Here is a 21,954-nt window from a genome sequence, read left to right as displayed (position 1 = left end):
CGTTTATGTCCAAAAGCGTGTTTGTCTAACCAATCTCCTCACACCCCAACACAGCCACAAACGCATCCAAATATTGCTCGATAGTCAAATCAGCAGACACTGGCGGCAGTTCTACGGTAATACACGGTAGGCTTCTTTCTTGGCACCATGTGCCGAATGAGCCTGGGGTTTCGTAATCAACGTCTTCGACGAGTGGTAGGTTGAACTGTTTGCCTAGCCAAGAGGCGAGTTCTGATTGGGTTGGGTCGTCGACCATCGCGAGCGGTTCGTGGAAAGAGATGACGAACTTGGGTTGGCGTTGTTCTATGAGGTTAATGAGCGACTGCACTTCCGGTTCAAGCTGATCGGCTTGTCCCGTTTTAACTTTTACATCTCTGACAGGGGTGTGAGAACTCCAGCGATAGACGGTACCGTTTTCTGTCCAGTTTTGAGTTGGAAAGGCGCGGTTCAGATCGACTTGATTGGCGTTAGCGCGAGTGCCAAGCTGGTTGCCATCTGGGTTCATCGATAAGATCACATCGTGTCGCAAGTTGGCGGCAGGTAAGCTTCTTAGCGCGCAAGATAAACCCGCGATAGATGCGGTTTCATCACCGTGTGTGCCCGCTAAGATCAGCCCGCGAGATTCGCTTTCGATTTGCGCGGGGAAATAGAGCAAAGGCGCACCCAACACCGATTTTCCATATGACAGCGGCTTTATTGAAAACGCAGCTCTTTCCGTTCTTGGAATTAAACTCACCTTAATCTCCTGATTGATCAAGTACTATCAAGTATTCACTATTGGCTATATTAATCATTAACCAAGTCCATTAGATGAACCCCTTTAAATAAACCATAGCGTCAAAACTCGTCAACCGTCGCATTGTTAATTTTATTACTTTGCTTCAAAGATAGGCTAGGAGAGCAAAAAAACATGGATTTTAAGAAACATTCAACGGCTTTACTCATTTCATCTTTATTGACCCCTTTTATCTCAGTGACTGCCGTTGCTGAAACCTTACCTGCTGGTGTTTCACTGGCAAAAGACCAACATTTGGTGCGAGCCAATGATGCAGAAGCTGCGACACTCGATCCGGCAAAGGCAGAAGGCTTGCCTGAAATGCACATTCTACGTGACCTATTTGAAGGTTTAGTTATTCAAGATCGCGATGGCAACATCACTCCAGGTGTTGCGGAATCTTGGGAAACCGAAGACAACCAGACGTTTGTATTCCACTTGCGTAAAGATGCTAAATGGTCGAATGGCGATCCGGTGACGGCCGATGATTTCGTGTATGCGATAAGACGCGCGGTCGATCCGAAACTCGCTTCGCCAAATGTGTGGTATCTCAAGCTGACTCAAATCAAAAATATCGCTGATGTGGCAGAAGGTAAGAAGCCTGTTGAAGAGCTCGGTATCTCGGCGGTTGATAAGCACACGGTGAAGTTCGAACTCGATAGCAAAGTTCCATACTTTGTGGCGATGACAGGCCACACTTCAATGATGCCCGTTCATAAGGCAACGCTAGAAAACAGCGATAAGCCGTGGAGCGATCCTAAGCAGTTTGTTGGTAATGGTGCGTTTGTTTTAGGCGAGTGGGTGGTGAACGAACGCATTGAACTGGAGAAGAACCCTAACTATTGGGACAGTTCAGATACGCACTTAACCCAAGTGACTTACATTCCGTTTGAGAACCAGAATGCGTCGATTAATCGCTATGCGGTGGGCGAGGTCGATATTACGTCTGATGTGCCGACACACATGGCGCAGCAGCTAAAAATGAAATATCAAGACGCGTATACAGCGGTACCTTTATTGTGTACATACTATTACGCGTTCAATACCACACGCCCTCCGTTTGATGATGCGCGAGTGCGTAAAGCGGTGTCTTATTCCATGATGCGCAATGTGATTACTAATGGAGTGACTCAAGTAGGTAACTTACCGGCTTATACCTTTGCTCATGAATACACGGCAGGTTTTGATGCCACTCAACCTGAGTACAGTACATGGATTCAAAGGGACCGTGACCAAAAGGCGAAAGAGTTGCTGAAAGAAGCCGGATACGATGCTTCTAACCCGCTAGATTTTAAATTGCTTTACAACACCAGTGAATCGAATAAGTCGATTGCGGTGGCGATTGCATCTATGCTGAAAAGCAATCTAGGCGCGCAAGTTGAGTTGGAAAACCAAGAGTGGAAGTCTTACTTAGTGTCACGTCGACAAGGTGATTTTGATGTGATGCGAGCGTCTTGGTGTGGTGATTACAATGAAGCGTCGACCTTCTTAAGCCTTCTGCGTTCTGAATCTTCAGGTAACTTTGCTCGTTACAATAATGAAAAATACGATTTAGCAATGGATAGCGCATTGGCTGCAACTAATGAGCAAGAACGCCAAGGTTTCTATGACCAAGCGGAGCAGTTACTGGCTGAAGATATGCCGATCGCGCCAATCTACTACTACATGCAAGCTCGCCTAGTGCGACCAAGTGTCGGTGGCTTTGCTAAGAACAACGTAGAAGGCCGCATCTATTCTAAGGATCTTTATATCAAGCAGTAAAAAGCTTTGAACATTATATAAATATAAATCCCCATTCGCTGACAAGGCGAATGGGGATTTTAGTTACTAGGGGGTAGTAATTTTATCTTCTAACTTGTTTCAGGCTTTAAATAGCCACCATGTCCGCGGCTTTCTTCATCGCTTCCTTGGTTGAACACTCAATCACGTTCGCGTTAGCAAAGCGGTGAGGGTCTTTCACTTGAATATCGTGAGCCAAGATAACCAGTCTTGCGTTCGCTACATCTAGGTCGCTGATGCGGTTCTGAATACCGTTTTGACCTTGAGTTTCTACCTTAATCTTAAGGCCTGCTGCTAAGCCTGCTTTCTCTAGTGCTTTCGCTGCCATGAAGGTGTGTGCAACACCAGAAGGGCAACATGTTACGGCTACGATGTCGTACTCGCCTTCGCCTGCTACAGGAGCTGTTTGAGCTTGTACTGGCGCTTCAACCATGTCTTCTTCGGTTTCAACCGCGACAGGTTTCCAGAAGCCAACGATAACCGCTGTGGTTAGCGAGCCAAGTGCAATACCGACCACGTACATTGGAATGTTGCTTGATACTGGCGCTGTGATTAGGCCGCCCCAAGGTGCGTGTAGTAGAACGTCTGTCATGAAGCCGAATACACAGCCCACGATACCACCGGCAACGATTGAAGGAAGTACGCGCATTGGGTCGTTCGCTGCGAATGGGATAGCACCTTCAGAGATACCGATAGAACCCATGATTGCTGCTGCTTTACCTGCTTCTTGCTCCTGTTTAGAGAACTTGTTTTTGAATAGGAAAGTCGCCAATGCCATACCTAGAGGTGGTGTACAAATCGCAATGCCTACGCCGCCCATTAGCCAAGGTTGCGTGTCTACTTGAGTTTGAGCAAATAGCGTTGCTACTTTGTTGATAGGGCCGCCCATATCAAACGCGGTCATACCGCCAAGGATTGTGCCCAGAACCATCTTAGACGCGCCAGCCATTGAAGCTAAGAACTCGTTCATTGAAGACATGAACAGTTTGATTGGCTCACCAATGCCCCACAGTACGATACCTGCAGAGATTAATGTGCCTAGAAGCGGGTAAATGAAGTAAGCACCTAGCGCGGTCATGTTCGCAGAAAGTGGGATTTTCTTAAGCTGGAACACCACGCCACCGGCGATAAAGCCAGCCACGATACAACCAAGGAAGCCGCCGCCCATGTCAGCCATGATGCCAGAAGAGATCATCGCAGGTGCAAGTGCTGGTTTGTCTGCAATTGAGTAACCAATAAAGCCGCCAAGAATGATTGGGAAAAGAACAAGGCCTTTGATACCGATATTAGAGATGTCTGCTAGCAGGCCATCTGCAGGTACAGCACCTTTGCCTGATGCCATGACCGCTAAAGCCAATAGAACACCACCGGCTACGATGAAAGGTAGCATGTGTGAGGTTCCGAAAAGCAGATGGCCTTTCATGGTGCTAAGGATTTTTTTAAAGTCGCTACTACTGTTTTTGTTATTAGAATTACTACTGGTATTCGTAGCTTGAGTTGTTAGGGTGCTCATAATTTTCTACGCCTTATGAATTAATTAAAATATTAAGGATTTGTTGTTCGTCTTTTGCGTTATGTATATCTTGAATAAATTCATCGCTGAATTTTCCAAATAATTCTTGTAGTACATAAATATGATGGTCAGCACCGTTATCTGGTGATGCAATCATAAAAAATACCGTTGGGTTAATGCCGTCTTCATCGCCATACTCAATACCTTCTCGTTTTACACCGACAGCAATGGCAGGCTCAGTAACCGCTTGGTTTTTGGAGTGAGGGTAAGCGATGCCATCCATTGAGGTGATACTTTGAGATTCACGAATTTCAATACCTGATAGGAAAGTATCTTTGCAATTAATTCGGTTGTTCTCAAATAACATACCCGCCAATTCTTCAAACAGTTCTTTTTTATTATTCGCTTGAAGATTGTTATTAATTAAGTTGACGTTAGTTAGCTGTGTGATCATTTATTAACTCATTCACTATTGAAGTTCTTGAATTAAAATTAATGGATTAACCCGATTCGCGAAATAGCAAATAAAAGCCCTTCACTGTACATTTGTATCCAGCAAAATTAAGTGTGATTTGCATCATTAATTCAGTGTGAGATGGGTCATATTTGATGGCGTCTTGATTATGTTTTTGACACGCTAATAAGCTTCGTCAGAAACAAAAATGCCCCGCATGAGCAGGGCAGTAAGACCTTGTACTGAGTTCTAAGGAAGCTAGCTGTAAGCGCGCGCGACACGTCCAACGCAGTCCAGTTTGTAGCTCTCTGCGTAAGCCGGAATGAAAACCGATTGGCCTTTCTCTATCACACAGGTTTCGCCGCACTGGTGAGTAAGCACCATGGATTCATCGAGCGGTAGCAGGATCTCGGCACCTTCGGTAGTGATCTGTCGCTGATGTGAGTTTTGCACGATAGAGAACTTAAAATCTTCGACTGGAATTTGATATTCCATCACATCACCTTGCTCTATCGGGCTGAGCAGCAATCTATCTGCAGGCTTTTCATTGAATCGAGTACAAGAGACTAATTCATTGATATCCATGTACTTAGGCGTCAATCCTGCGCGAAGTACGTTGTCTGAATTCGCCATCACTTCTAAGCCCGTACCTTTAATGTAAGCGTGGGGTGTCTCGGCATCCAGATACATGGCTTGCCCAGGCTTTAAGGTGATCACGTTCAACAGTAGCGGAGCAAACAGGCCTACATCACCCGGATATTGTTGTTCTAGCTCTGAAATCAACTGGAACACGGGTGCATCAGAAAGCTTGGCCTTCATCAGCAACATGGTCAGCGCCATGCCTTTTTGTTCACCTTGCAAAGACAATAAGCTCGCGAAGAAGCTAGCTAATCCATTAGGCGTTTGGTCGCCCGCTAGGTCATTAACCATAGAGTTTAGCTCTGGAATATCAAGGTAATGGAAATGCTCAAGAATCTCGCTGATCGACCTAAAGCCATTCATCGCGGTGTAGTCGGTTAATGCATACACCAGCTCCGGCTTGTGGTTGGGATCCTTGTAGTTGCGGTTGCCAGCCGTCATCGGAATGCCTTGCTGCTCTTCTAGAGCATAGCCAGATTCGGCTTGCTGCTTGTTCGGGTGAACTTGAACAGAGAGCGCTTTCTCCGCCGCTAACACCTTAAACAGGTACGGAAGTTCACCAAAACGGCTCGCGACTTTCTCACTTAGAAACAGGTTTAGGTTCTTAGAAATCAAGCTAGACAATGTGGTCTGCTGCCCGTTGTCGTTCACCATTGAGCAACCATTAGGGTGAGCGCCCATCCAGATCTCCGCTTGTGGCTCACCAGATTGGTTATCAATACCAAACAGTTGGCTAAACGAAGAAGGGCTACCCCATGCGTAGTTTTGAATCACGTTGGTCATAGGGTAGAAAAAGCGTTGTACGAACGAATCGTTCGCTAAAGAAAAATCAGACATCGAAATCACCATGAAGGGAAACATGGCTTGAGCTCTACTCGACCTACTCATTAGTAAAAAACTAGCAACTAAAGTATTAGCGACTAAAAAAGGAGAATTGAGGGGCTCAAGCCATTGGAGTTGAAATGGCTTAAGCCGCTGCTGTCGTTAGCTTGGTTTTGCGTAGATTCTTAAGCGCAATACAAGTAACCGCTGTTACGCCCGCACCTGATGCCATGCACAGCAGTGCTAGCATTGGGTAGTTCATTGCGCCAAGTAGAGCGACTACTGGACCACCGTGAGCCACGCTGTTGGTGATACCGAATGAGAACGCCATAACAGCGGCAGTCATTGAACCAAGTACGTTGGCAGGGATAACCGACATCGGATCTTGAGCCGCGAAAGGAATCGCACCTTCTGATATACCCACCAAGCCCATTGCGCCTGCTGCCTTACCTGCTTCGATTTCAGAAGATTCGAACAGGTTGAACTTGCGGCCAAGTCTGGTTGCGATGGCCATACCCAGTGGAGCCACAGGAATTGCACACGCCATCGCACCCATGAATTGAGTTTGACCGCTGGCAATCATGCCGACCGAGAAAAGGAATGCCACCTTGTTGAATGGACCGCCCATATCGAAACCAGCCATACCACCCAGTACGATGCCTAGCAGAACCACGTTGCCTGTGCTCATGCTCGTTAGTAGTGCAGTAAGAGCATCCATCAGCCCAGCGATAGGTGCACCGATAACAAAGATGAACAGACCCGCGATGAATAGAGAGCCAGTGATCGGAGCGATCATGATAGGCACAAGCGGTTGAACGAACTTGTGGTAGTTAAACGAGGTGATCCATTTAACGAAGTAACCCACTAATAGGCCAGCGATGATTGCACCAATGAAGCCTGTACCCGCGTCAGCGCCATAGAAAGAGCCGTTGTTAGCAATCCAACCACCGATAAGACCAGGGGTTAGGGCAGGGCGGTCAGCAATCGCGTAAGCAATGTAGCCAGCCAAGATTGGGATCATCAGGGTGAACGCAACCACACCGACTTCTAGAATTTGGTTCCACATGCTGCCAGCAGGAATCGCCATGCCTGATTCACTTGGCTCACCGCCAATCGCTAAGGCTAGGGCAATCAATAGGCCGCCAGTGACTACGAATGGGATCATGTGTGATACGCCATTCATCAAGTAACGATAAAGGTCTGAACGCGCTTGTGAGGCTTTTTCTACAACGGATTGGTTGGTCGGCGTTTGTTCAGCTTGGTAACTAGGTGCATTGAGAGCTTGCTTAATCAAGCCTTGTGCGTCTTTGATTGGTGCTTTTACGTTGGTGCTGATGACGCGTTTTCCGGCAAAGCGAGCCATATCGACCTGTTTGTCACAAGCGACGACAATCGCGTCTGCGCGTTCGATCTCTTCTTGAGTTGGGCTGTTTTTAACGCCTATCGAGCCGTTGGTTTCGACCTTGATGTCGTAGCCAAGAGCCGCCGCGCCTTTCTCTAGCGCTTCAGCTGCCAAATAAGTGTGTGCAACGCCAGCTGGGCAGCCAGTGACACCAATGATGAAACCTTGTTTTTCTAAGTTGGTTGCAGTTTCGTTGGTTTCTGTTTCTGATGGCTCAGGTTTGGTAAGCAGTAGTTCTAATGCTTCTTGTTCAGATTGAGCATTCATGAAGCTTTCGATAAAGCCTTCTTCAATCAGTTTTGAAGAAAGCTCTGCCAATACTTCGATGTGGTGATCATCGCCGCCATCAGGAGAGGCAATCATGAAGAAGAGTTTTGATGGCTGACCGTCATCGGCGCCGTACTCGATACCCTGCTTGTGGACGCCGATAACAACCGCGGGTTTGATCACCGCGCTGCTTTTCGCATGTGGTAGGGCAATGCCTTCTTCAAATCCGGTATTACCTTGTTCTTCTCTCGCCTTAATGTCGGCAAGAAACTGTGCTTTGTCTGAGATTCTGCCTTGTGCGTACAGCACGTCTATCAGCTCTTTAAATACGTCTTCTTTTGAATTAGCGCTAAGCGAAAGCTTAATCAAATCTTGATTGATCAATGTCGTGATCATAATGAACCCCTACTCTGTTTTTATTTTGTTAGGGGTATTCTGGAATCTACGGCTTACCTTCTGTAGTGAAGAAAAAATGCATTTACTGGATGATTGTTGCGTTATAAGTGGAGTGTGATTTTGATCGGTCGAGTGGTCGCTTGTAGGACGATGTTGACAGAGTTAAAGATGTGTTGAGGCTTTTATTTATAAGGGCTGTAGCGTATTTGTTTATCAGGGCAGGAACGTGCTAGGTCAGTTTTGTTACTGGAAATTTATTTCCGTTACTGGATTTTTGTAACCCAGATCTCAAATTGTGATTTTGCTCAATAGCGCTATGTTTCACTAAGGGGTATATCTATTCACGTAGCCTTATTGCTGCCCACTAGAGTTCGAATAATGATATTTCATGACTTAATCTCGTCTGTATTAAATGAGCGAGAACCGTTTCATAACATCTGGTTTGCTGGAGATTTTCACACGCCTTCAGCGTGCAGTTATCAGGTGAACTTTCCGCGCTTAGAGTTAGTGCTAGACGGAGAGTATATTAATGAAATGGAGAGTCATGATCGCAAAATAACCAACGTTATCGCCAAAGCCGGAGACGCGATTTTCATCCCACCCAACTGCTGGAACAAGCCAAACTGGGATACAGACTGCTCGGTGTTGAGCATGTTGTTTGGTCGTCGTCAGCTTGGTTTAAGCTTGGTGAGCAAGCGCAAAGGCGAGGAGAGCTTTTACGATATTCAAAAGCACAGTATTCAGACTCGCTCTGGTTTTGCGATTGATAATATTTTGGAGGCGCTTAGCTCGTTAGCGAGAGAGAGTAACAAGCAGCCGATGGACGAGTTATTGCTGCAAGCTCTACTGCAATACAGTAAAACCATGCTGGAAGCGCCCGTAGAAAAATCTCATAGCCGAGTACAGGATGTGTATCAAGGGATTTGTATCTACATTCAAGAGAACTTCCACCGCCAGATCACCCGAGACAGCATTGCCTCGCGCTTTAGCATTTCATCCAATCACTTGTCGCGAATGTTCCGTCAACAAGGCCACATGACGCTAGCAGAATACATCACCCGCGTGCGGGTCGACCGTGCCAAGTTCATGCTCAAGAAGTACAACTTCAAGCTCAATGAAGTGGCTGTACGTTGCGGTTTTAAGGATGTGAACTACTTCTGTCGAGTATTTAAGAATCGCACCGGAAGAACGCCGACTGAATATCGTGGTTCTATTTAGTTAAGCCGTCTTTTTAAGTCGGAGCGTATTTTTTTGTTGAGCCGTATTTTGGAGTGAGTAGCCTTAAAGTAGGCGAGATGAGATATACATCAACAAGGCTTGTAAATCGACACTGCTTCGAGTCTTTTGCAAACGCTCGTTGACCTGATCGTGAAGTAGGTTTCTAGTTAGGTTGGTAGCCGCCACAATGTGTTCATGTTGCGGCTTGGTTGGCAGTACTAAAGCGATAGCAACGTGTACTTGGCCAATTTGAGATGCCCAGTCAATCGGGTTGTCACTGACGATGACCGCGATCGAGAGATCTTGAGTAGATTCAAACATCACATGGGGCAGCGCGATCCCTGGTGACACGCAGGTTGAAGAGCGTTCTTCTCGCTTAATGAAAGCCAAAATCAGCTCATCTGGATCTTCTGGATAAACGAGGTGAGCGAGCCCTTTCAAGCACTCAAATTTTGTCAGTTGAGTTTGCGCCTTAGCGTAGTGCCACTTGATGTCACAAGGCGGGCATATCTGAGGCATACGCTGGATCAAGTCGTTCGAGAACTCATGATTCACTTGTGAGCCAACCATGGTGTAGTGCTCAGCAATCACGTCTTTTATTACAAAACATGCGAGTTCAGCATCAATACCTACTGCGGTTACCTGGCACAAATCCCCTCGGAGTAAACCCACTTGTAACATCGCGACAGATTTGGAGAGATCAGCGGTTCGATTTTGAGTGATGTTGATAATGCGGATGTTGCTTTTGAACTTCTTCGCTAAACGAGTCAACGGCTGCGCGACGTGTGAGTTCGCGGCAGGATCGTCAACGAAGAAGGTGATCTGATATTCATTCATGAAAGGTCTAAGTTCGACAATGCTTGATAAAGACTTTATCGACACTCAATAACACCTCTTCCATTGGAATGAAGACGGTTTTCGCGGGGTCAAATCGGCTTGGTTGTTCGATGTCGATATCAGAGACGATCAACACTTTGTCTGCGAGGGTAATATCCTGGCCTGTCAGTAAGTTTTCAATCCCCATAGCGCCTTGAGTCTCAACCTTGATTGAAACATTGAATTTTGGGGCTGTTTTATTTAGTGCATCAGCTGCCATATAGGTGTGCGCAATGCCTGTAGGGCACGCAGTTACCGCTACAATTCTCATTATTATTCTCGGTGTGCTTAGATCGACAGTTTACTTGGATCGATGGGACTATCTGAATCTAGGAAGTTTATGGATTCCCGTTTTTAATTCAAAGGTGAACGTCACACTCTTGCTTCTTGGTTACAATTATCCAGTTAATGCACCTTTCCTCCTATATATTGAGCGGCCTTGCCTCGTTAGTCTTTTCATATTATTAACCTCTTTATCTCATTTACTTAAATTGGTACTCGGACGAGGCAGCACATGGACATCACTGACATTATAGAGCCGGAGATTATCTGTCTGGATTTAAAGGCAGACTCTAAACAGGCGGTATTTGAAGAGCTTGTCGAACTGCTTGACCGCGCAGGTAAGCTCTCCAATAAAAGTGAGTTCCTTGATGATATCTGGAAGCGTGAGGCCATCGGCAATACGGGCTTTGATGATGGTATTGCGATTCCACATGCGAAAAGTACCGCCGTTGCCAAACCTGCTGTGGCGGTAGGTATTAGCCGAACGGGTATCGATTATGGCGCAGACGGCGGCGAACTGTCGGATGTGTTTTTTATGCTCGCGTCGCCAGACAATAGCGATGATCATCATATTGAGGTTCTGGCTCAGATCTCAACTCGATTGATCGAAGATGGTTTTGTTACAAAATTAAAGGCGGTAGAGTCGGTCGAGGAAGCTCAAGAGCTGTTTCTCGAAGCGAATTCTGAATCTTTCGATAGCTACGCTTCTAGTCATCATGAAGTTTACAGCGAACCATTAAGCCCGTGGGCTCAGTCTCTTAATCGTCTTAAAGAACACTTGTTGTACGGTACTTCGCACATGATCCCATTTGTGGTCGCGGGTGGGGTACTTTTGTCTTTGTCGGTAATGATGTCTGGTCATGGCGCAGTGCCTGAGAGCGGTGTTCTGGCTGACATAGCACAAATGGGTATCGCGGGGCTAACCCTGTTTACCGCCGTGCTCGGTGGTTACATTGCATATTCAATGGCCGACAAACCGGGCTTAGCACCGGGCATGATTGGTTCTTGGCTCGCAGTGAATCAGTACAGTACCGGCTTCCTTGGTGCAATTGTGGTCGGATTCTTCGCTGGCTTTGTGGTTAATGTGCTCAAGAAGATCAAACTGCCAGACAGTATGATCTCGCTGAGTTCGATCTTCATCTATCCATTAGTCGGCACCTTTGTAACCTGTGGGGTGGTGATGTGGGTGATTGGCTCTCCTATCGCGTATGTGATGCTTGAGATGAACCAAATGCTGACTGGCATGGCGGGCTCAGGAAAAGTGGTGTTGGGCAGTATTTTAGGGGCGATGACGGCCTTTGATATGGGCGGCCCAATCAACAAAGTGGCGACGCTGTTTGCTCAAACGCAGGTGAACACTCAACCTTGGCTAATGGGGGGCGTCGGTATTGCCATTTGTACGCCACCATTAGGCATGGCGCTTGCCACTTTCATATCACCTAAGAAATTCAAACGAGACGAACGCGAAGCCGGAAAAGCAGCGGGTATTATGGGCATGATCGGCATCAGTGAAGGTGCGATTCCTTTTGCTGCCGCCGATCCTGCGCGAGTTCTGCCTGCTGTTGTTGCTGGTGGCATTGTCGGTAATGTGGTTGGCTTTATGTTCCATGTCATCAACCATGCACCATGGGGCGGCTGGATAGTGTTGCCGGTGGTTGACGGCAAAATTGGCTATATCGTCGGGACATTAGCAGGAGCACTGACGACGGCTCTGATCGTGATACTACTGAAAAAGAACGTGGTCGAAGGCGAAGCAAATTCTAATCAGTTTACGGGTGGCTCGATAACGGAAGAAGGGCAAGCGGATGTATTGGCGATCACTTCTTGTCCATCTGGTGTTGCTCATACGTTTCTTGCGGCTAAGTCTTTGGAAAAGGCGGCTCATCATCTTGGGGTTCGGATTAAAGTCGAAACGCAGGGTGCCAACGGAATCGGCAATCGCATTACACAGAAAGACATTGAGCGGGCGAGGTTGGTGATTTTTGCTCATGATGTGGCGATTAAAGAGATCGAACGCTTTGCGAACGTGAAAACCTTAGATGTCAGTACTAAGGAAGCGATGCTCAATGCGCAGGCGTTGATTATGAGGAAAGTATAAAAGCAATCGGCTTTAAGATTGGCTGAAAAGCAATAAATAAAAAGACGCCCAAGTATTAGTAGTAATACTTGGGCGTCTTTTTGTAGAGCTGAGCCTATATACGCTCAGTTGCTAAAAAAGGGTGGTACTTGAAGATGTCTTCGACCATTGAGTTGAGTAGTTCTGTGTCATCGCAGGTTTTTGCATAAGTGCGTAGCCCTGCAATTTGAACCTGAACGTGGCGAGCAAGTTGAGTAGGTTCGCGTTCTTTGCTGATCTCACCAAGTTCTTGCGCTTCGGCAATCAGTTTGGCGAACTCGCCTTCCATGATTTTGAGTGATTTCTTGGCTTCTTCTAATAATTCAGCGTGCTCATCCGTCAGTTCAGCTACTGTTTTAGCCAGCATACACATGCCGTTAGGCGCGCTTTGTTTCGATTCGACAACGGCACGTTTTACGAAGTCTTCGAGCGCTTCGATTGGAGAATCTGTTTCGCTGCGAAAGCGGTTCAAATTGAGGATGCCGAGTTCGGTATAACGAGCTAATGTTTCTTTAAACAAGCCTTCTTTGCTGCCAAAAGCCGCATAAATACTGCCCGGACGCATATCAATCACGTCCTGTAGATTGCGCATAGAAGTTGCGTGAAAGCCCTTTTCCCAATACAGGTTAGTCGCTTTATCTACTACGTCTTGTCTATCGAACTTCGCTGTCTTGGCCATAACATCTACTTCATTAATTTGAACATATGTTCAATATTTTAAGATGAACGCTCGTTCTAGTAAAGGCGTGTTTAGTCGCTTAGGCTCGATAAAGCTGTAACAGACTAAGAATCGGTCAAGTGTTTTAGTCATTAGCAAAACATCCTAACCATCGACAACTTCAACGGTCTTGTGTTGCGCGCCATAATAGGTGCCTTCATCGATGGTATACATCAGCGTTTCTTCGCACTCTGGGCAATCGAATTCTTCATTCGGTTCTATTGCTTCCTCTTCAACCCATTCCCAACCGATTTGCTCTTCGCAAGCGGGACAATCCATAAAATATCTCTCAGTTATTGTCACATATTTGCTGCGAGCTGCTACTTAATAAGCTCGGCAGTATACATATTTGAGACTGAATATATAGATGCTCGTGAGTGAACAGCTTGGTAAGGGTTACACAGTGAGAGCCGATCTACCACTTTATGATTATGCAAGAGCTGTCAATTTTTAGTCACTGCGTCAGAGAATTGTTGTTACACGTATTTTTCGTCTTGTTAAGTCAGATAGTTAACAGTTTTATTTATAAATCAATGAATTTTATAAGGTTAAATGTTAACGTCCTCTGCGCTGAATTGTGTGGTTAGGTCATGGTTTACATGGGTCAGCTTGAATAATTATAGAGTCACAATTAAGGCGCACCCGTTAGAAGGAAGCCTAATTCGATGACTGAGAAGATTTGTTAGTTGTTAGGGAAATAATAATGAATTTAACCGATATGTCATTTAAGCAAAAAATCATCGCTTTGCTTATCTTACCGATCTTAGGGTTTTTATGGCTTAGTGTTTCTGCCATTTCAAAAGGCGTAGAAACCACCAGTGAAATGTCGTCATTAAACCAACTTACGCGTTTGTCGGTTGTGTACAGTGAGTTGGTGCACGAGTTACAGAAAGAACGTGGTATGACGGCTGGCTTTATTGGCTCACAGGGAAACAAGTTTGGCAGTGAGCTAAAAGCACAAAGAATTAACGCAGACAGCAAACGCAATCAAAGAACCGAGTACTGGCAGTCTGAAGAAATCGGCTTATCGCAGATCGCGCGTCTGAATACTGAAATCAGCCAAAGTCTCAACCAAATTACTTCGATTCGCAATAGAGTGGATTCTCAATCAATTCCGCTTTCTGAAGCATTAGGCTACTACACCAAACTTAATGCTAAGTTATTGAGTGTATCTGCATTAATTGCTGAGCTAAGTACTGATGCTACCATCACGACAGAAACCATCGCCTACTATAACTTTCTACAAGGCAAGGAGCGTGCGGGTATCGAACGTGCGGTTCTCAACAACACCTTTTCTAAAAATGAATTTGGCCCGGGTATGCTGGTTAAATTCATCTCTTTGGTAACCGAGCAAAATACATATTTTGCGAACTTTGAAGTTTTTGGTAACCCAGATAACGTTGATTTCTTTAAACAACAACTGAATGATCGCTCGGTGGCTGAAGTGGAAAAACTTCGTGATGTGGCTGAATCGAAAATGAGTGGTTTTGATGTCGATCCTGTTTATTGGTTTGCTCAATCGACGGCACGAATTGTTCAGCTGAAGAAGACTGAAAATCAGTTAGCAGAGTCTCTTATTACACTGACGGATCAGAAAACTCAGCAAGCTCAATCAGCAATGATGGGCAGCATTGTGATGTTTGTTGTGATCACTTTGTTCGCAACTTTTGTTAGCTTCAAAGCCATTACTGATTTAACGACTCGAGTTAAAGATCTAACGCGAGTACTTTCTAAAGTCCGAAATGACAATGACTTAACCGTTCGTGCGACTTACGAAGGTAATAGTGAGCTGGGTCAAATCTCATCGTCGCTTAATGAAACATTAGAGAAGTTTTCTCAAGTTATCGATAACCTATCTCAATCTAGCCTGACACTTGCTTCAGCAGCAGAAGAGACGGCGCAAACTTGCCAATACAACTCAAGCACCTTAGTTGAACAGCAAGACCAGATTGGCTTGATTGCGACAGCAACAGAAGAGCTATCAGCGACGGTGAATGAAGTCGCGGCTAAAACACAGCAAACGGCAAGCTCAGCGAAGATCGCTGATGAACAATCACAGCAAGGTTTAAGCACGGTCCAACAATCCTATGAGTCGATAGAAACCTTGGCTTCTGAGATTAACGGCCTCGCTGAAAAAATCACTCATCTACACGAAAGTAGCAACAACATTAACAGTGTGATTGATGTGATTAAATCCGTTGCCGAACAAACCAATTTGTTAGCGTTAAATGCAGCGATTGAAGCCGCTCGAGCTGGTGAACAAGGTCGTGGTTTTGCTGTCGTAGCCGATGAAGTTCGTACTTTGGCTCAGCGTACGCAACAGTCCACTTCGGAAATTGAAGGCTTCATTAACTCGCTACAATCTGACGTGCAAACAGCGTTCAATGTGATTGATAACAGCAAGAAGATGTCTTCAAGAGCGGTTGAAGACTCACGAGGAGTAGAACAGACCCTGCAAGATATTTCAGGGGCTGTGAGCGAAATATTCAGCATGGCAGAGCAGATCGCAACCGCAACTGAAGAGCAAGCAGTAGTGACTCAAGATATTGCTCAGAACGTTGTCGCGGTAGAGCAGAAGTCGACAGAATCTACGACAGGCGCAACGCAAATTGCTGCAACAGCGAAAGAGCAGGCTGAGTTGGCAACATCGCTGAAAGAGCTCTCGAATACGTTTAAGAGTTAGCAACTCAGAGCTAGAAGCTTTCTATCGCATATAAAAAATGTCCCGCCTAGTGCGGGACATTTTTTTAGCGGGGTACTTTTTCTTTTTATTTTTCTTTTTTTTGGGGGAGGGGGGGGATGAAGCGGCTAAAGCGCTTGTCCGTTAACCGACAATTTCACATCAATGTTGCCACGAACCGCGTTTGAGTAAGGGCAAACTTGGTGCGCCGTTTTCACAAGCGTCACAGCTTGTTCTTGCTCTAGATCCAGTTCAATCGATAGAGCAACAGTTAAAGCAAAGCCACCGTTTTCATTTGGTCCAATACCGACTGTTGCAGTCGTTGGCGCCGATGCGATTTTGATTTTCATCTCTTTAGCTACATGAAGTAGAGCATTTGAGAAACACGCAGAGTAGCCCGCAGCAAACAGTTGCTCAGGGTTTGTCGCTTCACCTGTTCCGCCCATCTCTTTAGGGTAGCTCAACGCCACTGAAAGCAGGTTGTCATCAGTAGAAACTTGGCCGTTACGACCTGCAGTAGCTGTAGCAGAAGTTGTGTAGAGTGTTGTCATTGTCTTAGTCCTTGTTTGAATTGTGTGACATTAGATTGCGCGCAACTTAATTTTAAAACTAGCTTAATTGATAAAATTCGAGCACGCAAGTATATTGTGCGCAATTTAATTTATTGGTGAGGTGATCATGAGCGACCAAGATGACTATCTAAAACTGGATAATCAGGTGTGTTTTGCGCTGTATAGTGCATCGAATGCAATGAGTAGAGCGTATCAACCTTTACTGAAAGCGCTTGACCTTACTTACTTGCAGTACATTGTGATGATGGTGCTGTGGGAAGAAAAAGAGATAAATGTCAAAGCCCTAGGCGCAAAAACGCATTTGGATTCAGGTACGTTGACGCCTTTACTCAAGCGCTTGGAAACGAAAGGTTACGTGCTTAGAACTCGCAGTGCTGAAGATGAACGAGTTCGAGTTACTACACTGACGCCTGCAGGGATAGAGCTCAAAGAGCAAGCGCAGACCGTGCCAGTTGAAATGCTATGTCTTTCTAAGATGAATGAAGATGAGCTTAAATCGCTAAAAGCACAGTGTGAGCAATTGCTTGGTAATTTGACCAAGTAAGCACTTTTAGTTTTTGGCCATGGTAATCAGAAAATAAAAAGCCCGTTAGTCCTACTGTTAATGAGTTGCGATTGCTAATTCGAGTAAGACTAACGGGCTTTTTGTATCTACTCCCTTCTAAATGGCAACAGATAGTCTATTCAATTGGGATTTATCCCATAAACCAAGAGATAAAAATCAACGCACCAAAACCGAATGTTGCCATCAGTGCCGTATCGCCACCTGCTGCTGTGTAACTGCCTTCGGTTTGAAGGTGAGGGAAGTCAGGCCTACGAACCTTAACCACCATTGCGAGTGGTCCCCAGATAGCTAGGAACACCAACACCATGCCTGCATAGTCCAGCATGCTCACGAACTGGCTTGCGAACAGCTCTGCTAATACCAAAGGCAATACAAAGGTCAGAGCATAAGCTAATGCTTTGTTGTTGGTGACTGCGTCTTTGTTTTGGTCATACAACGCCATGGATACACCAAGGAAAGAGGTCACCAGTGCTAGCGCTGAGAACAGCGCAATCACGACTTTTAACCAAGCAGATTGTCCGCTAAACGCAGAGATCAGTTCTGAAATGTTGTGGAACTGGCTGATCGCGTCTGTGCCAAGGTTACCGATAATCGCGAACAACCAAGTGAGGTAGCACACTAGCGGAATCACTGAACCTAACAGAATCATATTGCGGATCTGCTTTTGAGTCGCTTCGCGGTTGTAGATAACCAGTGACGGGATCACCACCATAGAGGCAAAACTGGTAAAGATAACCGCGCTGTACTGCACCACGTCATTGGCCGTGTATTGGCTAGTTTGAGTTAGGTAATCTAGACGGATATTACTAAACAGAGAGGCAATAACAATGAAGAGCATCACCACCATCATGATGAATAGACCACGGTTTAATTTATCGATATAAGACTTACCCGCGACTACGATCACACCCACCAATAGGCTGAAAACGGTATAAGCAGCGGATGCAGAGATGTCTACGCCGACGTCGAGCAGTAGCTTATGAATGATGTCGCCAACACCCAAGATATAGGCGATCAGCATGCATACCAGCAGCAGATAAAAGAGTGCATTGATAAAGTGTTTACCTTTGCTGCCCAGAGTGAGGTAAGCAACACTGCTCATGCCACTGTTGTCTTTCGTTTTGGTACACGCTTCTGCCAGTAGGAGTGCAGAGTAGGTGGTGCCGATAAAGATAAGTAGCATCAGCACTGAGCTGATCATGAAGCCAAACTGGGCCAACACCATGGGAATAGCAAGCATGCCAGCCCCTAATGCAGTTCCTGAAAGGATTAGGGAACTGCCGAATAATTTCATATTCAAAAAAACAACCTCTAGCGATCCAATTAATTTTTGTTTGGATTGTAAATAATTGTTTCCAAGACTAACAAAATACTCAGTAAAGTTAGGGGTTAAATCCTAATTATTTTTGAATTTTTTAAAAAAACTTACAAAGGTATTTCGGAGTATTATCTGTGATCGTTTGACGCATTTTCTTGGTGATTGTATTGGTTGTTTTAGTTAACGTTTATTCATTGTTGAATGATCTAGCAGTCAGAAATATTCGATTAGAAAGAAGTATGTTTGGCGATTATTTTCGCTAGTGTCACAACCCCTTCTTTCCACTCTTTACTCTCTTCGATGTTCGCTACCGTGAAGCGCAAGCAGTGTTTATATTGATCGTTTGTCCCAAATACTGTGCCAGGTAATATTCCCAATTTGTGCTTCAAACAATCTTGATAAATCGCGTAGCTATCGACAGATTCAGGTAACGTGATCCAGTTTAGAAAAGATCCCTCAGGCTTTGACAGATGGTAGCGGCCAACAAGGTGTTCATAGCTATCAAGCGCTTGTATTAACAGGCTTTGGAATTGCTTTTGATTGGTTTGGTAGAGCCGCTTCATTTTGGATAAGTGGCTGCGATATTTACCGGTAGTGAGAAATTGACCCACCGCGGATTGCATTAAATTGGAGCTGCCCATGTTGTCGCATAACAGGTATTTTTCAACTTGAGCTTGGTAACGACCTGAGAGTAACCAGCCAATACGCAAGCGAGAATCTAAGGTCTTGGACAAAGAGTTGACGTAAATGACTCGATCTTGGTCATCAAGCTCTTTGAGGCTGGCAATGGGTGTGTCGAATGCCAAGCTACCGAACACATCGTCTTCGATAATCGGTAAAGCTCCTGTGATTTCCAGTAATGCTTTTCGGTTCGCCAATGGCATCCGTGAACCGGTTGGATTGGTAAAGTTTGGCGTTAGTAGCAAGGTTTTCACTTCCCATTTGTCCAACGCACTCTGTAGTGAAGGAATGTCGATTCCGTGGCTGACGCTGCTTGGTATTTCAAGGGCTTGCAAGCCAAGTGATTCAAGTAAAAGTAGATTACCGAAATAACAGGGCGACTCGACCGCCACGATGTCTCCCGGTTTGGTTAATGCACGTAAAGCCAGACTGATCGCCTGTTGAGCACCATGTGTAATTGCAATTTCATTCGATCCCGCAGGCACGCCTAGATCATGGGTGATCTTTAGCAACTGCTTTACTAATTGCTCATCGCCGGGAGGTAATTGGTAATAACCGGGAAGCTGAGTTTGTAAACGGCTATGGCGACCGATTTCGGCGTACAAGCTACGAATGGCAGGGTTATTAATGTTCGGGTGTGCAGAACCAGCAAGCAGTTTCAAGCGGCCTTTCGGACGGGAGAGTACAGATTTGGTGACCGACAAGAGGTCGACTTTTTGAGGCTGGCTCGGTGCATCCCAGATGGTGGTGTTCGGTGTTTTCACACGATAGCCTGATTTAGGCACAGAATAAACCCAGCCCGTCGCTTCCAGTTCTTGATAAGCGCGAATCACGGTGTTTTTGCTCACACCGAGTTGTTCACTGAGTTGACGAATGGAAGGCAAGCGGTCGTCTGGGTGAAAGAGCCCTTTATCGATTTGAGCCTTAATATGTTGTTCTATCGCGAGATATTTATTGCCGCTGAGTTCTGCTTCCACGTTTTCTCCTTGTTACTCACACTTAATCTGTAACCATTTAAAGTGTTATATCTGTATCTTTATTAGTTATCTGTACCCAACTAAGGTAACAGCATTGATGAAGAGTTGACCAGAGGTTTGTAATGCTGATTAAAATGATTCCGTTTGTGTTTGTACTATTGTGGTCGTCAGGCTTTGTTGGCGCCCGTCTTGGTGTTGAATACGCTGAACCCGCAACGTTACTTTCACTTAGGATGGTAGCCAACGTGGCGCTATTCTTGGTTTTGATTTCAATCCTTAAGCGTCGTATTCCTCGTGGTCGAGCATTTTTCCACGCTTGTGTGGTGGGTATCTTGATTCATGGCTTCTACCTTGGTGGCACTTATCTCGCGATTGATATGGGTATGCCTGCCGGGTTGAGTTCTCTGCTTGTTGGCTTACAACCGATTCTGACGGCATTGATAATGATCAGCTGTACCTCGCAGCGTTTTAACGTCGCACAATGGCTAGGCTTAGCCCTTGGTTTCGCAGGTATTAGTTTGGTGCTAATGGGCAATATTGAGTGGCAGTCAGACGACCAAAAAGGCTTGGCAACGTTATTATGTTTGGTTTCTTTGGTGGGTATTACGGTCGGTACTTTGTATCAGAAGCGCTTTTGTCAGGGTACAGATATGGTCGGTGGCGCGATGGTGCAGTACTTGGCAGCAGCAGCATTGTTCTTACCTTTTGCAATGCGCTACGAAACTATGCAGGTGAACTGGACTGTTGAGTTCACGTTGACTCTGGCTTGGCTAGTGATTGTTTTATCGTGCATTGCTATTCTATTGCTGCTTTACATGGTAGAGCATGGCGCTTCTTCAAGTGTGGCATCGGTGTTTTACTTAGTTCCACCCACAACAGCCATCCAAGCGTGGCTCATTTTTGGAGAGTCATTCGACATTTATGGCGCAATAGGCTTCGCGTTGTCAGCGACCGCTGTTTATCTGGTGGTGAAAAAGCCTGAGTTGATTAAGTTCCGTAGACGAACAGCATTAGAGAGGTAATGTGTCAACCAAAATTATACCAATCGTAGTAACTAACTGGTCACCCTAGCTTGTTAAAAATCTCGATAACTTCGTTAGAATTTTTGATTGTAGAATAACTACTTATCGAAAAATGCTGCCTTGTTCTCAAGCTTTTTTCCTACGCTATTTTTGATCACTTACTTACTGTGATTGGTATAACTCGACTTGAAATAGATTGCTAGAAACAGAAAGAGCCTGAATATTCAGGCTCTTTCGGTATCAATATTGGCTAGCGACTAGTTATTAGCGCTGCATTAAACAAGCGTAAGCCGTGGTAAACGGTGCTTCTTGGTACTGCTTAAGGCCTGTTTCTTTGAACTTCATCATAAGAGGGTTGCGCTTAAGGCTTTCTTTGATTTCATTCGGAGATACAACGGTTACGTCTAGGCCGTCGATCAACTGAATTGCTGCTTCTAGTTTGAAGCCGAAGCCACCGCCAGCAAATTTGCCTTTAGTTTGGCGTTGACGAATTACCACTTTTTCTACTTGGTAATCTTCCATTAACTTTGCAAAAGAAAATTGAAAATCTTTCATATTCTGTGTGTCGTTTGCGTCACTAATAGCAACTTTAGAAACTCGGCAATCAGGAATGTTAAATACACCGTCTGATAGAGATAGAAGACAGATGACTGCATCGTTACCTTTGATTTCAACACCACAAATTTTCATGTTCTTACCTACTTATTTTAGAGCCCTATATTATGGTGTTATTTCGACGACTTCTCCAGTAATAGAACATGTCTAAGGTAAATAAATTCAATATTGTCCACTTTAACTTTTTCAGGTTGACGTCTGGTTAAATGCGAAGCACTCGTTTTCATCGTCTAGTTTTATATGCAATTAGATTCAAAAAACTATAGC

19 protein-coding genes are annotated in these 21,954 nt (G+C 45.3%); 6 read left to right on the top strand and 13 right to left on the bottom strand.

Translation table 11 applies throughout. The annotated features are described in order from the left end of the window. Nucleotides 1-25: 25 nt before the first annotated feature. On the bottom strand, nucleotides 26-736 hold the full coding sequence (mpaA, locus tag ACED60_RS14375; protein ID WP_371727839.1) for a murein tripeptide amidase MpaA: 711 nt from the start codon (nucleotides 734-736) through the stop codon (nucleotides 26-28). A 174-nt stretch (nucleotides 737-910) separates the two neighbouring features. Between mpaA and ACED60_RS14370 the strand changes: the two genes are divergently transcribed. Then, the gene (locus tag ACED60_RS14370) at nucleotides 911-2,536 is read left to right on the top strand and encodes an ABC transporter substrate-binding protein (protein WP_371727838.1); all 1,626 of its coding nucleotides are present in this window, start codon (nucleotides 911-913) and stop codon (nucleotides 2,534-2,536) included. A gap of 106 nt (nucleotides 2,537-2,642) precedes the next feature. On the opposite strand, the gene ACED60_RS14365 is transcribed toward ACED60_RS14370, so the two are convergent. From ACED60_RS14365 to ACED60_RS14350, 4 genes are all read right to left on the bottom strand, one after another. After that, complete coding sequence (locus ACED60_RS14365; RefSeq protein ID WP_371727837.1) at nucleotides 2,643-4,067, bottom strand: fructose-specific PTS transporter subunit EIIC; 1,425 nt, start codon at nucleotides 4,065-4,067, stop codon at nucleotides 2,643-2,645. A gap of 13 nt (nucleotides 4,068-4,080) precedes the next feature. Then, nucleotides 4,081-4,521 carry a PTS sugar transporter subunit IIA gene (locus ACED60_RS14360; protein WP_009846228.1) on the bottom strand — a complete coding sequence of 147 codons (441 nt, stop codon included), beginning with the start codon at nucleotides 4,519-4,521 and terminating at the stop codon, nucleotides 4,081-4,083. A 258-nt stretch (nucleotides 4,522-4,779) separates the two neighbouring features. Next, on the bottom strand, nucleotides 4,780-5,997 hold the full coding sequence (gene manA / locus ACED60_RS14355; protein ID WP_371727836.1) for a mannose-6-phosphate isomerase, class I: 1,218 nt from the start codon (nucleotides 5,995-5,997) through the stop codon (nucleotides 4,780-4,782). Nucleotides 5,998-6,127: 130 nt separating this feature from the next. After that, the gene (locus tag ACED60_RS14350; protein ID WP_371727835.1) at nucleotides 6,128-8,047 is read right to left on the bottom strand and encodes a fructose-specific PTS transporter subunit EIIC; all 1,920 of its coding nucleotides are present in this window, start codon (nucleotides 8,045-8,047) and stop codon (nucleotides 6,128-6,130) included. A 378-nt stretch (nucleotides 8,048-8,425) separates the two neighbouring features. Here ACED60_RS14350 and ACED60_RS14345 point away from each other — a divergent pair, with 378 nt between their 5' ends. Next, on the top strand, nucleotides 8,426-9,265 hold the full coding sequence (locus ACED60_RS14345) for a helix-turn-helix transcriptional regulator (RefSeq protein WP_029223612.1): 840 nt from the start codon (nucleotides 8,426-8,428) through the stop codon (nucleotides 9,263-9,265). Between the two features lie 63 nt (nucleotides 9,266-9,328). Here ACED60_RS14345 and ACED60_RS14340 read toward each other — a convergent pair whose 3' ends face one another. Next, complete coding sequence (locus tag ACED60_RS14340; RefSeq protein WP_371727834.1) at nucleotides 9,329-10,102, bottom strand: PTS sugar transporter subunit IIA; 774 nt, start codon at nucleotides 10,100-10,102, stop codon at nucleotides 9,329-9,331. Between the two features lie 7 nt (nucleotides 10,103-10,109). Further along, nucleotides 10,110-10,412, bottom strand: a complete 303-nt coding sequence (locus tag ACED60_RS14335) for a PTS fructose transporter subunit IIB (RefSeq protein ID WP_009846233.1) — start codon at nucleotides 10,410-10,412, stop codon at nucleotides 10,110-10,112. A 243-nt stretch (nucleotides 10,413-10,655) separates the two neighbouring features. Here ACED60_RS14335 and ACED60_RS14330 point away from each other — a divergent pair, with 243 nt between their 5' ends. After that, nucleotides 10,656-12,521, top strand: coding sequence for a fructose-specific PTS transporter subunit EIIC (locus ACED60_RS14330; protein WP_139683511.1), 1,866 nt, complete (start codon nucleotides 10,656-10,658; stop codon nucleotides 12,519-12,521). 94 nt (nucleotides 12,522-12,615) lie between these two features. Here the strand turns inward: ACED60_RS14330 and ACED60_RS14325 are convergent, their stop codons facing one another. Both ACED60_RS14325 and ACED60_RS14320 read right to left on the bottom strand, forming a co-directional pair. Further along, on the bottom strand, nucleotides 12,616-13,218 hold the full coding sequence (locus ACED60_RS14325; RefSeq protein WP_371727833.1) for a TetR/AcrR family transcriptional regulator: 603 nt from the start codon (nucleotides 13,216-13,218) through the stop codon (nucleotides 12,616-12,618). 144 nt (nucleotides 13,219-13,362) lie between these two features. Further along, the gene (locus ACED60_RS14320; RefSeq protein ID WP_198592270.1) at nucleotides 13,363-13,536 is read right to left on the bottom strand and encodes a hypothetical protein; all 174 of its coding nucleotides are present in this window, start codon (nucleotides 13,534-13,536) and stop codon (nucleotides 13,363-13,365) included. Between the two features lie 424 nt (nucleotides 13,537-13,960). On the opposite strand from ACED60_RS14320, the gene ACED60_RS14315 reads away from it, so the two are divergent. Next, nucleotides 13,961-15,940: a methyl-accepting chemotaxis protein gene (locus ACED60_RS14315; protein ID WP_102250183.1), complete on the top strand. Its 1,980-nt coding sequence runs from the start codon at nucleotides 13,961-13,963 to the stop codon at nucleotides 15,938-15,940. 125 nt (nucleotides 15,941-16,065) lie between these two features. Here ACED60_RS14315 and ACED60_RS14310 read toward each other — a convergent pair whose 3' ends face one another. Beyond that, entirely contained in the window at nucleotides 16,066-16,488 is a 423-nt protein-coding gene (locus ACED60_RS14310) for an organic hydroperoxide resistance protein (protein WP_012601111.1), read from the bottom strand. Between the two features lie 127 nt (nucleotides 16,489-16,615). On the opposite strand from ACED60_RS14310, the gene ACED60_RS14305 reads away from it, so the two are divergent. After that, nucleotides 16,616-17,053, top strand: coding sequence for a MarR family winged helix-turn-helix transcriptional regulator (locus ACED60_RS14305; RefSeq protein WP_041473174.1), 438 nt, complete (start codon nucleotides 16,616-16,618; stop codon nucleotides 17,051-17,053). A gap of 151 nt (nucleotides 17,054-17,204) precedes the next feature. On the opposite strand, the gene ACED60_RS14300 is transcribed toward ACED60_RS14305, so the two are convergent. Next, nucleotides 17,205-18,368: an amino acid permease gene (locus tag ACED60_RS14300; protein ID WP_371727856.1), complete on the bottom strand. Its 1,164-nt coding sequence runs from the start codon at nucleotides 18,366-18,368 to the stop codon at nucleotides 17,205-17,207. A 251-nt stretch (nucleotides 18,369-18,619) separates the two neighbouring features. Continuing rightward, a complete protein-coding gene (locus ACED60_RS14295) occupies nucleotides 18,620-20,050 on the bottom strand; it encodes a PLP-dependent aminotransferase family protein (protein ID WP_371727832.1) in 1,431 nt (476 codons plus the stop codon). A gap of 122 nt (nucleotides 20,051-20,172) precedes the next feature. Here ACED60_RS14295 and ACED60_RS14290 point away from each other — a divergent pair, with 122 nt between their 5' ends. After that, entirely contained in the window at nucleotides 20,173-21,072 is a 900-nt protein-coding gene (locus ACED60_RS14290) for a DMT family transporter (RefSeq protein WP_371727831.1), read from the top strand. 264 nt (nucleotides 21,073-21,336) lie between these two features. Here ACED60_RS14290 and ACED60_RS14285 read toward each other — a convergent pair whose 3' ends face one another. Continuing rightward, entirely contained in the window at nucleotides 21,337-21,762 is a 426-nt protein-coding gene (locus ACED60_RS14285) for a DUF3010 family protein (protein WP_009846243.1), read from the bottom strand. Nucleotides 21,763-21,954: the final 192 nt, after the last annotated feature.

Origin of the sequence: Vibrio sp. 1F279 (genome assembly GCF_041439815.1) — a bacterium.
GTDB classification, from domain to species: Bacteria; Pseudomonadota; Gammaproteobacteria; order Enterobacterales; family Vibrionaceae; genus Vibrio; species Vibrio tasmaniensis_A.
Note: the sequence above shows the minus strand (reverse complement) of the source record. Positions and strands in the feature narration are given on the sequence as shown.

Bases quoted from the DNA above. Each gene is read 5' to 3' on its own strand.
- ACED60_RS14370 (WP_371727838.1), top strand. From the start codon at position 911: ATGGATTTTAAGAAACATTCAACGGCTTTACTCATTTCATCTTTATTG.
- ACED60_RS14365 (WP_371727837.1), bottom strand. From the start codon at position 4,067: ATGAGCACCCTAACAACTCAAGCTACGAATACCAGTAGTAATTCTAAT.
- ACED60_RS14360 (WP_009846228.1), bottom strand. From the start codon at position 4,521: ATGATCACACAGCTAACTAACGTCAACTTAATTAATAACAATCTTCAA.
- manA (WP_371727836.1), bottom strand. From the start codon at position 5,997: ATGTCTGATTTTTCTTTAGCGAACGATTCGTTCGTACAACGCTTTTTC.
- ACED60_RS14350 (WP_371727835.1), bottom strand. From the start codon at position 8,047: ATGATCACGACATTGATCAATCAAGATTTGATTAAGCTTTCGCTTAGC.
- ACED60_RS14345 (WP_029223612.1), top strand. From the start codon at position 8,426: ATGATATTTCATGACTTAATCTCGTCTGTATTAAATGAGCGAGAACCG.
- ACED60_RS14340 (WP_371727834.1), bottom strand. From the start codon at position 10,102: ATGAATGAATATCAGATCACCTTCTTCGTTGACGATCCTGCCGCGAAC.
- ACED60_RS14335 (WP_009846233.1), bottom strand. From the start codon at position 10,412: ATGAGAATTGTAGCGGTAACTGCGTGCCCTACAGGCATTGCGCACACC.
- ACED60_RS14330 (WP_139683511.1), top strand. From the start codon at position 10,656: ATGGACATCACTGACATTATAGAGCCGGAGATTATCTGTCTGGATTTA.
- ACED60_RS14325 (WP_371727833.1), bottom strand. From the start codon at position 13,218: ATGGCCAAGACAGCGAAGTTCGATAGACAAGACGTAGTAGATAAAGCG.
- ACED60_RS14320 (WP_198592270.1), bottom strand. From the start codon at position 13,536: ATGGATTGTCCCGCTTGCGAAGAGCAAATCGGTTGGGAATGGGTTGAA.
- ACED60_RS14315 (WP_102250183.1), top strand. From the start codon at position 13,961: ATGAATTTAACCGATATGTCATTTAAGCAAAAAATCATCGCTTTGCTT.
- ACED60_RS14310 (WP_012601111.1), bottom strand. From the start codon at position 16,488: ATGACAACACTCTACACAACTTCTGCTACAGCTACTGCAGGTCGTAAC.
- ACED60_RS14305 (WP_041473174.1), top strand. From the start codon at position 16,616: ATGAGCGACCAAGATGACTATCTAAAACTGGATAATCAGGTGTGTTTT.
- ACED60_RS14300 (WP_371727856.1), bottom strand. From the start codon at position 18,368: ATGAAATTATTCGGCAGTTCCCTAATCCTTTCAGGAACTGCATTAGGG.
- ACED60_RS14290 (WP_371727831.1), top strand. From the start codon at position 20,173: ATGCTGATTAAAATGATTCCGTTTGTGTTTGTACTATTGTGGTCGTCA.
- ACED60_RS14285 (WP_009846243.1), bottom strand. From the start codon at position 21,762: ATGAAAATTTGTGGTGTTGAAATCAAAGGTAACGATGCAGTCATCTGT.